Here is a 14,644-nt window from a genome sequence, read left to right on the forward strand (position 1 = left end):
CCTTATACCGATGATTCCATGTGTTTTAAATAGTCATAAATGGCATGTTGTGCTCTTATTTTTTTCTTATTGCCTCGTTGTACATAATTATTCATATTATCTTTATCGATGATTCTTGCTTTGACATTATCATTGCATTGCAAGTTAAAGATATCATGTATAGTAGATTTTAAAACTGGATCAAAAATTTTAACACCTACTTCAATTCGATTATCTAAGTTACGAGGCATCCAGTCTGCTGATGAAATATAAGTGTCTTTTTTACCATCGTTTTCAAAAATATATACCCGAGCGTGCTCTAAATATTGATCGACAATACTCGTTACATAGATGTTTTCACTTAAATTAGGGATTTGAGGAACTAACACACAAGTCCCCCTAACAATCATTCTAATATTTACACCGGCACATGAAGCTCGATAAAGTTGGTCAATCATCTCTTTATCGGTGATCGCATTCAATTTTAAATAAATACCAGAAGGTTTTCCTGCTTTGGCATTATTAATTTCACGTTCAATAAACTCATAAAAACGTTGACGAGTATTTTGTGGCGATACCAGTAAGTGATTAAATGAAACAGGTTTAAATGGATTTTCAATGAAATTAAATACTTTAATAACTTCATCGGTAATGGCTGGATCAGAAGTTAATAGTGAAAAATCGGTGTAGACTCGTGCTGTTTTTTCATTAAAGTTACCTGAGCCGATATGTGCATAGCGGACAATTCTATCTTCTTCTCGTCGATCAATTAAAAACAATTTAGCATGGATCTTGAGTTTTGGTTGTGAATAGATAACTTTAATACCACTACGAATTAATCTTTTTGCCCATTTTATATTTGCTTCTTCATCAAAGCGAGCCTGTAGTTCAACCACCACTGTAACTTTTTTACCATTATTGGCGGCATTAATTGCTGCGTGTATAAATCGGGAATCTTTCGCAACCCGATAAATATTCATACGAATATGGGTCACAGCTGGATCGAAAGAGGCTTGACGCATGATCTCAAGTACATGACCAAATGAATAATAAGGATAGTAGAGCAATACATCTCGATCCTTAATAGTCGCAAAAGCATTCCTAAATTTTTTGAATCGATTATAAGCAAGGCTAGGTAAACGTTTATTAAGTAAATTTTTAACCCCTAAATCAGGAAAGTTAACTAAATCTTTAAAATTAGGATAACGTCCGCCTGGCATTGCATCTTGTTCTGTTAATTTTAACTTATTAATCAATAATTCAAATAATGCTTTAGGCATATCTTTTTGATAGGTAAAGCGTACCGGTTGTGCGGTTAAACGTTGTTTTAATCCTTGTGACATTAATTCTAGTAAACTATCTAGTTCACTATTTAATTCATATTCCGCATCACGATTAATATTGATTGAATAAGCATTTAATTCAACAGCATCAAAAAAGACTTTAAAAATATCGTCTAAACAGTAACGTAAAATATTATCTAAAAAGATAATTGATTTGTTTTTGGTTGAAACTTCCGATGGTAATAATACAAAACGAGGAGCATTGTCGGTAGGCAGCTCTAATAAGGCATAACTAATATTGTCTTTACAAATAATTTCCACTGCCAAATAAGCATGATCATCTTTGAGAAATTGGATCAATTCAGTATGGCTATCAAGAAGAATAGGGGTGATATATTGTCTTAGATTTTGCTTATAGTAATTTTTTATCCAATTTTCTTGATAACTAGTAAGTTGTCTCTCATTTATTAGGAAAATCTGGTTTCTAGCCATTTCTAATAATAGTTCGTTATAGAGCTGATCAAATTGTAATTCAAGTTGAATAACTTTTTGGTTAACTTGTCTTAATAAATGTTTCGCATTTGAGGTGGATTGAGATTGTTCTTGCTCAATAAGAACATATTTTTTTAAGTTTGCAAATTGAACTTTATAAAATTCGTCTAGATTACTGGAGTAAATACCTAAAAAACGGATTCGTTCTATAAGAGGATTACTTTCATCAGCAGCCTCTTGTAGTACACGTTGATTAAAGGATAACCAACTGAGTTCTTTGGGTAAATATACTTTTTCTATAATCATGTCTTATTTGGTCCAGTCCACAAATTGAATATCTAACAGCATAACGCATGTTAAAAAAAAAGCTAGCACATCGCTAGCTTTTTATTATTCATTTAAACAATTTTAAAATGATTAGATACGGTGTACCGAAGTTGTATTAGTAGTACCACTTGGAACCAATGCACCTGATACCATAACAATCGTATCACCTTGTTTAACATTACAAACTTTAACTGCCATTTCTTTACCTAAACGGTAGAAATCGTCAGTTGAGTTAATCGCATCAATTAAAATTGGTTCAACACCTTTAGATAATGCTAATTGATTAACTGTTTTTTGACTTGAAGATAACGCTAAAATACGAGCTGTCGGGAAGTAATGACGAAGTTCACGAGCAGATTTACCACTACGAGTAGCAACAACAATTAATGGCACATTTAAACGTTCAGCAATTTCAACTGCACCACAACAAACTGCAGCAGTAATACGTAATGTTTCTTCTTTGGTTGTTAACTCAAGTTTAGCAGGAATAGTACCATCAGTACGTTTACAGATTGTAGCCATCACATTTACTGCTTCAAATGGATATTTACCTTTAGCACTTTCACCTGATAACATAACTGCGTCGGTTCCATCAATGATTGCATTAGCAACGTCACCAGCTTCAGCACGAGTAGGGCGAGGGTTTTTAATCATTGAGTCTAACATTTGTGTTGCAGTAATAACAGGTTTTGAAGCTTTGTTACATTTTTTGATCATCATTTTTTGAGCAAAAATAACTTCTTCAACAGCGATTTCCACACCTAAGTCACCGCGAGCCACCATGATACCGTCAGAAGCTTCTAAAATTTCATCAAAATTATCTAAACCTTCTTGGTTTTCAATTTTAGAAATAATTTTAATTTCTTCACCACCGTGAGCTTTAAGATGAGCACGGATATCTTCAACGTCAGAACGTTTACGGATAAAAGATGCAGCAATAAAGTCAACACCTTGCTCACAACCGAAAATTAAATCATTTTTATCTTTTTCAGCAAGTGCAGGTAATTTAATAGAAACACCTGGTAAGTTAATACCTTTATTTTCACCTAAATCACCATTATTTAGTACTTTACAGACAACTTCGTTACCTTTGATTTCGACAACGTCCATAGCGATTAAACCATCATCAACCAAAACACGATTGCCAGGTTTAAGATCTTGAGCAAAACCTTTATAAGTAACCGCAACACGTTCTGAATTACCAACAACGTTCTCATCAGTAGTAAAAGTAAATGTTTGACCAGCAACAAGTGATACATCATTACCACCTTCTAACTTAATAGTACGGATTTCTGGACCTTTAGTATCCAACATAATTGCCGCTTTTAAGCCTGTTTCTTGCATTACTTCACGTAAATTTTTGATTCGATTTCCGTGTTCTTCATAATCACCATGAGAGAAGTTTAAACGCATTACATTCATGCCTGCATTTAATAATTTGGTTAACATCTCTTTTGATTCTGATTTTGGTCCTATAGTACAAACGATTTTTGTCTTTTTCATAATATTATCACTACTTGTTAAGGTTAATGTTTAAATTTCATATAAACTGGGTATATGTCTAAATGCAAAGTATTTACATTGGATTGAAAGGGATATAAGAAGGATCGAGCAACTGAAAAATAGTTACTTAATTTTATTTCAGTGTCTGAAAAATTGACTATTTTCATTAAAATTTAGATCCTCAAAAAATTGGCTTCATTATAGACTTAACTCTATTTTAAATAAAGTTTTTTATCACTAAATCTGTTTTAAGTTTATACAATTAGTATAAGATAACAAATTGGATAATAACGATAGATTTTATAAAAATTTTGAGGAAAGGGGTTTTTTAGTTACATATAATCTTTTAATTGAAAGATAAGTGTGTCTTGGTTATTTTTTAGTACTAATTTAGTGTCAATTAATTGAATATTTGCCCCATCAATAATCAGTTTTTTAATCACATTATCGAGTAAATCTAATTGTTTGTTCAGACATTTATTGTTGGTCATATTAATTATCTGGACTTTGATCATATTATTTTCAAGTTTAACTTGAGCTAAAAATTCACTACAGATTTTTCCAATCATAATCATATTTTCGCCAAATTCTAAATCAACATTTTTGAAAATAGGTAAACTTAAACCATTATTTTCCATCAGAATATAATGGTGATGCATAAGATCCTGTTCATTAATGCTATTTGAAAAAGCGCATCCAGTTGAGTTAAATATTAGCGAAGCAGATAATAATAGTAATAGTGATTTCTTCATTTAATCTCCTATAAATAAGGAATATTTGCTATAATTTATAACAATTATAATTGTGAATAATATTCTCAACGCCTTATGGTATCTCAACAATTAAACAAATTGTCGTCAATGACTTTCTTAGATCAACTGAAAATAAGAAAGCTTATTAATAAAAAACAAAATATTGCTGAAATTCAATCAGCAATTGATTTAGCTGTTGAACATTATAATGTTCGATTACAATCTTTACCTGATCATATTGATTTTCCTAGTAATTTACCTGTAGTTGAAAAAAAACAGGCTATTTATGAAGCAATTAAACATCATCAAGTGGTCATAATTGCTGGCGAAACCGGCTCAGGTAAGACGACACAAATTCCCAAAATATGTCTAGAATTAGGGCTAGGTGTTAAAGGCTATATTGGTCATACTCAACCTAGAAGATTAGCCGCTCGTTCGGTAGCCAATCGTATTGCTGAAGAATTAAAGACGGAAATAGGGCAATTAGTCGGTTACAAAGTTAGGTTTTCAGATCATGTCAGTGATAGTACATTGGTTAAATTGATGACTGATGGGATTTTATTAGCAGAAATTCAACAAGATAAGCTATTACTGCAATATGATACTATCATTATAGATGAGGCTCATGAACGTAGTTTAAATATTGATTTTATTTTAGGATATTTAAAACAACTATTACCTAAACGCCCCGATTTAAAAGTTATTATCACTTCGGCAACAATAGATGTTGAGCGTTTCTCTAATCATTTCAATCATGCTCCGATAATTGAAGTATCAGGCCGAACCTATCCGGTTGAAGTTAGGTATCGGCCAGTGATTTTTAGTGAGGATTCTGAAAGCGATAAAAACAATGATTTTCAACCAATCATTAATGCTATCGATGAGCTTTCATCGGAAAGTACTGGTGATATACTCATTTTTCTAACGGGAGAACGTGAAATACGTGATCTTGCCGACACATTAAGAAAATTGGAGTTGAAACATACTGAAATTCTACCTTTATACGCAAGGCTATCGGCATCAGAACAAAATCGCATTTTTCAACCGCATAATGGACGACGAATTGTTTTAGCAACTAATGTTGCTGAAACATCGCTCACTGTTCCAGGCATTAAATATGTTATCGATCCTGGCTTAGCCAGAATAAGTCGTTATAGCTATCGTACTAAGGTGCAAAGATTACCAATTGAACCAATTTCTCAAGCATCGGCAAATCAAAGAAAAGGGCGTTGTGGTAGAACATCAGACGGTATATGTATTCGGCTTTATGATGAACAGGATTTTCTATCGAGGCCTGAATTTACTGAACCAGAAATATTACGAACAAATTTAGCCTCAGTTATATTACAAATGACATCATTAGGATTAGGTGATATTGCTGCTTTTCCGTTTGTGGAATCACCTGATTCTAGGTATATTCGTGATGGCATACGACTATTAGAAGAACTCGGAGCCATTTACACTAAACATCATCATTATCACTTAACTGATATAGGTCGAATTTTATCTCAGTTGCCTATAGATCCTCGATTAGCGAGAATGTTAGTTGAAGCAAGACAATTAGGTTGTATAAAAGAAGTGATGATTATTACTGCCGCACTATCAATACAAGATCCTAGAGAACGTCCATTTGATAAACAGCAAGCTTCTGATGAAAAACATCGCCGATTTGCCGATAAAGAATCAGACTTTATCTCTTTTATTAATTTATGGAATTATATTGCCAGTCAACAAGCAGAATTATCGGGTAATCAATTTAGACGTTTATGTCAAAAAGAATACCTCAATTATCTGCGTATTCGTGAATGGCAAGATGTTTATACGCAAATTAGGCAAACAGTTAAACAACTAGCATTTCCGATTAATAGCCAATTAGCGGATTATCGTTCATTACACATTGCACTATTAAGTGGTTTATTATCGCATGTTGGGATGAAAGAAATCGAAAAACATGAATATATTGGTGCTCGTAATATTAAATTTGCTATTTTCCCTAATTCAGCGATTTTTAAAAATCAACCAAAATGGTGTATAGCTAGTGAATTGGTTGAAACCAGCCGATTGTGGGGTAGAACTGCAGCCAAAATTGAAGCTGAGTGGATCGAACCAATAGCTAAACATTTAGTTAAATACAGTTACAGTGAGCCGAGATGGTCTAAAAAACAAGGAACAACCATTGCTAATGAAAAAGTCACTTTATATGGATTACCTATTGTTGCTAGTCGCACAGTTAATTACAGTAAAATTGATCCAATATTAAGTCGTTCTTTATTTATTCGCCATGCGTTAGTGGAAGGTGATTGGCAAACTAACCACAGTTTTTATAAGCAAAATCAAAAATTAATCAATGAAGTTGAGGATCTTGAACATAAGTCTCGACGTCAAGATATTTTGATTGATGATGATGACCTATATAATTTTTATGACCAACGAATAGATAAATCAGTAATTTCTGCAAAGCATTTTGATACATGGTGGAAAACAAAACAAAAAGTTGATCCAGAATTTCTTAATGTTGAAAAAAATATGTTGATCAAACCGTCAGCACAACCGGTGAAAGTGAATGATTATCCAGATTTTTGGTATCAAGACAACTTAAAGCTACCTTTAAGTTATCAGTTTGACCTTGGTAATGAACGTGACGGCGTCACAATCACTATTCCACTAAATATCCTTAATCAGATAAAAAATAGTGGTTTTGATTGGCAAGTTCCTGGTTTTCGCTATGATTTAATTATCTCATTAATCAAGTCATTACCTAAATCATTACGTAAAAGTTTGGTACCGGCACCTAACTATGCTGAAGCCTTTTTGAGTAGAGTCAATTCTACAGCATCGCCGTTACTTGAAACGTTACAAAATGAATTTAGAAAAATGACCGGTACTAGGATTGAGTCAACAGATTGGCAACTTGATCAAGTACCTAGTTACTTAAAGATGAATTTCAGTATTGTTGATCATAATCGCGAAATTGCTTTCGGCAAAGATTTAGTTAAACTTCAAGAACAACTTAAAACAGAAGTTCAACAAGCTTTATCATCCTTAACCCAGAAAAAATCGATTAAAATAGAAAAGAATAATATTACAGATTGGGATTTTGGTTCTTTACCTGCAATCTATGAAGAAAAACAAAACAATTACACAATTAAAGCTTATCCAGCGATTATTGATAATCAACATTCAGTTAGTATTAAACTTGTTGATTCTTTGGAAGAACAAAAGCGATTAAGCAAGTTAGGTATTCGACGATTATTAATCCTCAATATTCCATCACCGATAAAATATTTACATGAGAAACTGCCAAACAAATCTAAGCTAGGTTTATATTTTAATTCGTTTGGCACTGTACTCAATCTTATTGATGATTGCATTGCTTGTGGCGTTGATCATTTAATAGAAAAAAACAACCAAATTATTGATAATCAAAAACAATATCAACAACTTCTTACTTACACTAAAAGCCATATCAATGAAACTGTTGTTGATATTGCTAAACAAGTAGAATCAATATTAACGTTACACTTTAATATTAATAAAAAATTAAAAGGTCGAGTAGATCTATCCCTTGCTTTTGCTTTATCAGATATAAAACAGCAAGTCAGTGAATTAGTCTATAAAGGGTTTGTTGCACAAACCGGTTATGACAAACTTCCTGATATTTATCGCTATTTATCTGCGATTGAAAAACGCTTAGAGAAGCTTGGTTCGAATATGGCTAAAGATAGACAAGCAATGAATATAATAGAAGAAGTTAAGAATGAATATCAAACTTGGCTAAATAGTTTGCCAGAAAATCAAAAACCATTAAGCAAAGTGACTAACATTAAATGGATGATTGAAGAACTAAGAGTTAATCTTTTTGCACAACAATTAGGAACACCTTATCCAATTTCAGCAAAACGCATAAGACAACAAATAGAGACTGTATCGACAGAGTTATAATTTTAGAATCTATAATCTGATAAGTTATGAGAATAAAAAGAAGGGCGCTTAGGCGCCCATTTTTGATTATCGATAAAGATCAACAAATACCGTAATATTTGGGCCTTTAGTATCATGTGCTACACGAGCAATATGATAATATTTTGCGCCAGCTTCAATCGCACGTTTACCTGCTTGATAAGAAATTTCTTGATCAGTGACATAATAGCCTCTAAATTTCAATGTATCAAAAGCAACCATTTTAGCTGCTGTAGCATCATTCAGTTCTTGAATTTTTCTTCCATCAGGCAATGTTACGGTGTAACGAGTCACTCTTTGTGGTTCTGTAGCAACAGTACTTGTTGTTTCAGTATTTGATGATGTTGCAACTTTACCTGTAGTCGTTGTGGTAGTCGTTTTATCTATAACTTTATTATTAAATTTATCAGCATAATATTTTTCATTAAACGCTGAAGGAGAATAATAACCAGGTTTTTCAACCTGCATTGCAGCATCGCCACCTTTAGCTAAAGCTAATTGACCCGCTTCAGAATCATAAGGAATAGCATCTTCAGGTTGTAATTTTCGTTCTGGTGCATCTTTTTTGAATAAATAAGCTGCAATTTGTAAATTACTACCTATTTCTGAACGTGAATCAATATAGAACCCATAAGCCCCTTTAGCTGAAGCTTCTTTAGCAATTGCTTGATTGATGTCATAATCGGTTGGGAAGTAACCACGAATACGAACAATATTAAATGGTTCTAAACGAATAGCTTTTGATTTTGGATACTCATAAACTCCTTCAAACTTACGTAAACTTTCCGCTTGTTCTATAGCTTTAGGAGCGTCTGATTTATATAATTTAGCATAAACAATTCGTAAAGTGTCATTAGATGGACTAATATTGGTAGTAGTAATATAGAAAGAAGCCGCACCTTCATTATCAGCAGCTTTAGACATAGCCATAAGGTAATCGCTATCGGTATAAAAAGCACCTCTAATAGTAATGCTCTTGTAAGATTGCATACTATTAGCTTGTTCTTCAGTTAACTGCTGGGCAGCGAATGAAGAACAGGGGATAAGTGCAATAGTTGCTGCAATAAATGTTTTCTTTAAACTTGTCATATAAAAAACCTTACAGTAAATTTTAATTAATTTAGTACAGATAAATTTAGTTACATATTTCTATTAAAGCTTCTAAATTATTAATATATATGTATTTCCCTTTAGCTGTTAAAATATTTTGTTCTTGTAATTTTGATAAATTCCGGCTAACGGTTTCAATCGTCAAGCCTAAGTAATTGGCTATATCAGCACGACTCATTGCCAGTTTGATATTTAAAGAAGTATGTCCTCTTTGTTGATATCTAAGATAAAGAGAATAGATAAAAGTAGCAAGACGTTCATCAGATTTTTTTTGCGAATAACAGAGAATTAATTTTTGATAATTATATATATCTGTACTTAATAATTTAAATATCAGATCACGAACATCTTTGTTACTGTCAATTAATGACATTAATTCATCATAGTAAAGTTCACAAAGCGAAGTATTTCCTAATGCTTGAATATTGCTATTATATACCTTAGTTGAAATGGAATCTAAACCAACGATATCCCCAGGTAAATAAAATCCATTAATTTGTTCTGTTTTTTCTGGAGTAGTGACAAACGTCTTTAATGCACCAGAATGAACAATATAAAACTTTTTAAATGGAGTTTTTGATTTAACAACTATTTCATCTTTTAAATATGATTTTTGCCGTTCTAAAACATTACTTAGTGAATTATTAAGTAACATAGGGATACACAATCCACCAATACTACATAATTCACAAGGAACTGAATAACTATTGCTACGCAATGTTTTATAAATAGTGTGCATATAAACCTAAATAGAATCGTTAAAGATTTTAATTGCTAAGATTACCATATTTTATGATAAAACAAAAACTAACTATATAGTTTATATTTTATTATTCAATAAATAGAAAAGAAATAAAAAATTATTATTAAATAATTAAATTACCACTTTTTGGTAATTTGTTTTTACTTTTTAACTTATTAAAATCCTCATTTTACCGAGTAATAAAGAGATAAACGGGGATAGATTATAATATCTATTATTTAACATAATATACATTATGCGAACTAAATATAATCAATATTTAACTTAATATTATTTTTTATTTTCTAGATGACAATTTTGTAAATACTTCCTATTAGTAATATATCAGTTAAGCGTATAAATGTACTTAATTATTGTGATACTATGCTTGTGCTCATAAATCATAAATTCTAAACAGGAAATATCACAATGAAAAAACTGGTTTTACTAATAGTATTCTTTTATAGTTCATTGCTATATGCTAATCCATCTCCATTTGGTCTCGAAATTAATAAAACAACATTAAAAGAAGCTAAAGAAAAATATACTTTAAACTTTGATGATACTAATTTATATTCCAACGGACCTATGTATTACATCAAAAACAATGAATTAGATATTGACGGATTAGAAAGCGTTTTACTCATTTTCTCAAAAGATGAAAAATTATTAGCTATTAGTACTACATTCGGTAAATATAAATTTAAATCTTTAAAGGAAAATTTATCTCAAAAATATCAATTAGTAGAAAAAAAACTTGAGTTTGTTGGTGATCAATATGTTAAATATCAAAATGATGAAACTATTATTGAATTAAAATCACCGCACATGTCTTTTGAATTAAATCTTCTTTACATTGACAAAGAGTTCAACGAACAAGTAGAGCAAGCAGTAAAACAAGAAAAGAACCAGAAAAAACAAAAAGAATTAGATTCTTTATAAGAAGTTTTGCTATTTAAGAACAGAAGATATTACTTTGTATAACTTCTGTTATTTCTAATAAAGATAAAAATACCATATAAATCAATAGAATATTAAATTTCCTCAACACATGTGTAGTAATACACAATTCTCTGCAGAGCATAGGATACATTTAATTTAGTCAATCAGCCAGCTGAATTAACTTTTTACAATATATAAATTAAAAATTAAGCTATATTAAATTATTTGCACTTTCATAACTTAAATAGCCATAACATTACATATAGGCTATTTATTATACTCAAGACATAAATAGAACATTTGACATAAAATAATTTATACTTTAGGAAAGAAAATAATGAATAATTTTATAAAACAAACTTTTTATCTACACCAATTAGTATAATTACAAACTTATTAAAGAAAAGGATATTGCCGCCCTTTTCTTTTAATAAAAAGATACTATAAGTTAAATAATTAAAGTTAGAATAATGTATATTATGTTAAATATAACATATTATTACGAACTTAATTCTTCTTTAAAAAAGAACTAATTTATTCAGTAAATTTTGTTTCTTTGACTGTAATTATTTATTGGTTAATAAAATCAATTCACTTCCTGGTAATGGCATTTTTAAAATGTGTTTTTTGATTTTACCCCAAACTTGCATTTCACAGGCTTTGCAATTAAATTTCAGTATTAATTCTTCATTATTATTTTGTATTAATTTCATTGGTGTTACTTTTGTTTTCACACCTTGAATACCTTTAGCTTGTTTAGGACATAAATTAAACGCAAATCTCAAACAATGTTTTGTAATCATTAATGGCGCATCATCTTTAATTTCATGTGCTTCAAAAGCACTTTCAATTAGTTTAACGCCATGCTGAGTATAAAATTCTCTAGCCTTATGATTATAAATATTTGCTAAAAAGCTTAGTTGCTCTTCTGGATAAATTGGCGCAGGTTCCGCTTGTGGTTTTCGTAACTTTCTTTGGTAATGAGTTAGCCGTTCCAATGTTAACTTATCAATAATATCTCTTCGTAATTGATTTAATTGGCTACTTGGAATAAAAAATATCTCGGTCAAATTAACTTCTAAATCAGTAAGATAATATATCGTTTTACCAATTTTTGATAAGCTATCTTTTATATTTTTGAGTGCTTTATCAGATTGTTCAGCTAATTCAAACTCACCCTTTAAAGTAATTTTTACACTACAGCCCTCTTCACTTGTTGCTATCAATTGAACAACATTTGATTGATTGAACAATTCAAATGCTACACCAATTCGACGACTACTCGATTCTTTTAATAAAGCTTGTTGCCAATTGTGATCAAGGTTACGATTAATTTGATAAGGTAATTTTAAGGAATGAAATACCTTAGGTAATTCATTAGGAAACACTCGATAATGATTATTAGCAACTTTTTCAACTTTATCAGCTCTGAATCCTACGATTTCACGCTTTACCAAGACGTTTAATCCATCACCATTCGTTAAAACTTTTTCAGATTTAATATCAATTGTTTGGTTAGTAACTTTCGTCATCTCACCGATAGGTAAGCCAATAAATTTAGGTGAATCAAAAGCGCCAATATTGGCTTGTCTACCCCGAACAAAATAATCAGTAGCACCTCGATGAAATGTTCTATTGGGATCTGGAGTGAATGAATGTTGAGTTCTACCACTTGATGCACTTGCAAAATCATCCGATTTTTCTAAAATTTCATCGAGTTTTTTACGATAAAATGCCGTTATATTTTTTACATAGCTTAAATCTTTATAACGTCCTTCTATTTTAAATGACCTAACTCCAGCTTGTATCAATTCGATTAAATTTTCAGATTGATTATTATCTTTCATTGATAAAAGATGTTTTTCATAAGCAACAACACGGCCTTGATCATCCTTTAATGTGAATGGTAAACGGCATGCTTGCGAACAATCACCTCGATTGGCACTTCTACCCGTTTGAGCATGAGAAATATAACATTGACCTGAAAATGCAACACATAAAGCCCCATGAATAAAAAATTCGATATTGGCATCTATTTGTTGATGAATATTCGCTATTTCAGTTAAGTTTAATTCTCGAGCTAGAACTATTTGTGAAAAACCAACATCTGAAAGAAATTTAGCTTTTTCCGGGGTTCGAATATCCATTTGCGTGCTAGCATGTAAATCTATCGGCGGAATATCCATGGCTAATATGCCCATATCTTGAACAATTAAAGCATCAACTCCTGCATCATATAATTGCCAGATCAATTGCCGAGCTATCTCAAGTTCATTATCGTGCAAAATAGTATTTAATGTGACAAAGACTTTGGCATAAAAACGATGGGCAAACTCAACTAATTCGGCTATATCACTGACTGAATTACCGGCATTATGACGGGCACCAAAATGCGGGCCTCCAATATAAACTGCATCAGCCCCATGTAAGATTGCTTGTTTGGCAATGTCTATGTTTTTCGCAGGACTAAGTAATTCAAGTTTATTATTGTTGGTTTGCAGGTACATATTAAATCTCTAGGAATATTATCGATTGATAAAATAAATGGCAAATATTATTACTATTTGCCATTAAGGTTTTATTTGTTTATTAAGCCAATATTTAAAGTTTTATTAACCAATAATTGATTGATTTCTTAAAGCTTCAATTCGTTTTTCTAAAGGTGGATGTGATAAGAATAGTTGGGAAAATCTGGCTTTCTTCTCACCATTAATGCAAAAAGCTAAAATTGACGCTTCTTCATTTGGTTCATGGCTTACTTTTAGTTTTTCTAATGCAGCAATCATTTTGGCAGAACCTACCAATTTTGCAGAACCTGCATCGGCATGAAATTCGCGGTAACGCGAGAACCACATTGCAACCATACTTGCTAAGATTCCAAAGATAGTTTCAAATATCATCGCTATCACGTAATAGGCTATATCAGCTAATGCTTCACTACGATCTTCTATTACTTTAGCAAACATTGACGCTATAATTCGTGAAATAAAGATAACAAACGTATTTAGTACACCTTGTAGGAGTGCCATAGTCACCATATCGCCATTTGCTACATGACTCATTTCATGACCAATTACCGCTTCTGCTTCATCTTGGGTCATTGCCGCTAATAATCCGGTACTTACCGCAACTAAAGAACTGTTTTTAGTCGCTCCTGTTGCAAAAGCATTAATATCATCTGCTTCATAAATTGCTACTGCTGGCATCTTTAATTTAAGTTGATCTGATTGGCGACGTACGACATCAAGTAACCACTGTTCTTGAGCATTACGAGCCTCTTTTATCACTTGACCACCAACAGAACGTAGTGCCATTCTTTTAGACAAAAGAAGTGAAATAAATGAACCGCCAAAACCAAAAATAGCTGCGAAAATAAGTAGTGCTAAGGTACTCTGGGCATTCACGCCTAAAATACTCAGAATTATACCAAATACAAACATAACCGCTAAGTTAGTTAGAAGAAACAATCCAACTCGCATCATATACAAATTCCTCATTACTTTGCTTAATTTAAATAATTTCATTTAAGAAAATGAATAAAATTTGATATATGA

General features: G+C 31.5%; 9 protein-coding genes. 2 read left to right on the plus strand and 7 right to left on the minus strand.

The annotated features are described in order from the left end of the window. Positions 1-2 precede the first annotated feature (2 nt). From ppk1 to H3U97_RS03570, 3 genes are all read right to left on the minus strand, one after another. Positions 3-2,060 (minus strand): polyphosphate kinase 1, encoded by a 2,058-nt coding sequence (gene ppk1, locus H3U97_RS03560; RefSeq protein WP_086361194.1) that lies wholly within the window; start codon positions 2,058-2,060, stop codon positions 3-5. Between the two features lie 111 nt (positions 2,061-2,171). After that, positions 2,172-3,584 (minus strand): pyruvate kinase PykF, encoded by a 1,413-nt coding sequence (pykF, locus tag H3U97_RS03565; RefSeq protein ID WP_065612964.1) that lies wholly within the window; start codon positions 3,582-3,584, stop codon positions 2,172-2,174. 332 nt (positions 3,585-3,916) lie between these two features. Beyond that, a complete protein-coding gene (locus tag H3U97_RS03570; RefSeq protein WP_198198162.1) occupies positions 3,917-4,336 on the minus strand; it encodes an META domain-containing protein in 420 nt (139 codons plus the stop codon). Between the two features lie 75 nt (positions 4,337-4,411). On the opposite strand from H3U97_RS03570, the gene hrpA reads away from it, so the two are divergent. Continuing rightward, complete coding sequence (hrpA, locus tag H3U97_RS03575) at positions 4,412-8,278, plus strand: ATP-dependent RNA helicase HrpA (RefSeq protein ID WP_198198164.1); 3,867 nt, start codon at positions 4,412-4,414, stop codon at positions 8,276-8,278. 66 nt (positions 8,279-8,344) lie between these two features. Here the strand turns inward: hrpA and H3U97_RS03580 are convergent, their stop codons facing one another. Together H3U97_RS03580 and H3U97_RS03585 are read right to left on the minus strand one after the other, a co-directional pair. Continuing rightward, a complete protein-coding gene (locus tag H3U97_RS03580) occupies positions 8,345-9,385 on the minus strand; it encodes a YdgH/BhsA/McbA-like domain containing protein (protein ID WP_198198167.1) in 1,041 nt (346 codons plus the stop codon). 46 nt (positions 9,386-9,431) lie between these two features. Beyond that, positions 9,432-10,145 carry a helix-turn-helix domain-containing protein gene (locus H3U97_RS03585; protein WP_034902725.1) on the minus strand — a complete coding sequence of 238 codons (714 nt, stop codon included), beginning with the start codon at positions 10,143-10,145 and terminating at the stop codon, positions 9,432-9,434. A gap of 432 nt (positions 10,146-10,577) precedes the next feature. On the opposite strand from H3U97_RS03585, the gene H3U97_RS03590 reads away from it, so the two are divergent. After that, entirely contained in the window at positions 10,578-11,090 is a 513-nt protein-coding gene (locus tag H3U97_RS03590) for a hypothetical protein (RefSeq protein ID WP_065578750.1), read from the plus strand. A 566-nt stretch (positions 11,091-11,656) separates the two neighbouring features. Here the strand turns inward: H3U97_RS03590 and H3U97_RS03595 are convergent. Continuing rightward, the gene (locus H3U97_RS03595; RefSeq protein WP_065578991.1) at positions 11,657-13,591 is read right to left on the minus strand and encodes a U32 family peptidase; all 1,935 of its coding nucleotides are present in this window, start codon (positions 13,589-13,591) and stop codon (positions 11,657-11,659) included. A 111-nt stretch (positions 13,592-13,702) separates the two neighbouring features. Further along, on the minus strand, positions 13,703-14,572 hold the full coding sequence (gene htpX, locus H3U97_RS03600; RefSeq protein ID WP_065612960.1) for a protease HtpX: 870 nt from the start codon (positions 14,570-14,572) through the stop codon (positions 13,703-13,705). Between the last annotated feature and the right edge of the window lie 72 nt (positions 14,573-14,644).

This window comes from Gilliamella sp. W8128, assembly GCF_016100545.1.
Lineage (GTDB): Bacteria > Pseudomonadota > Gammaproteobacteria > Enterobacterales > Orbaceae > Gilliamella > Gilliamella apis.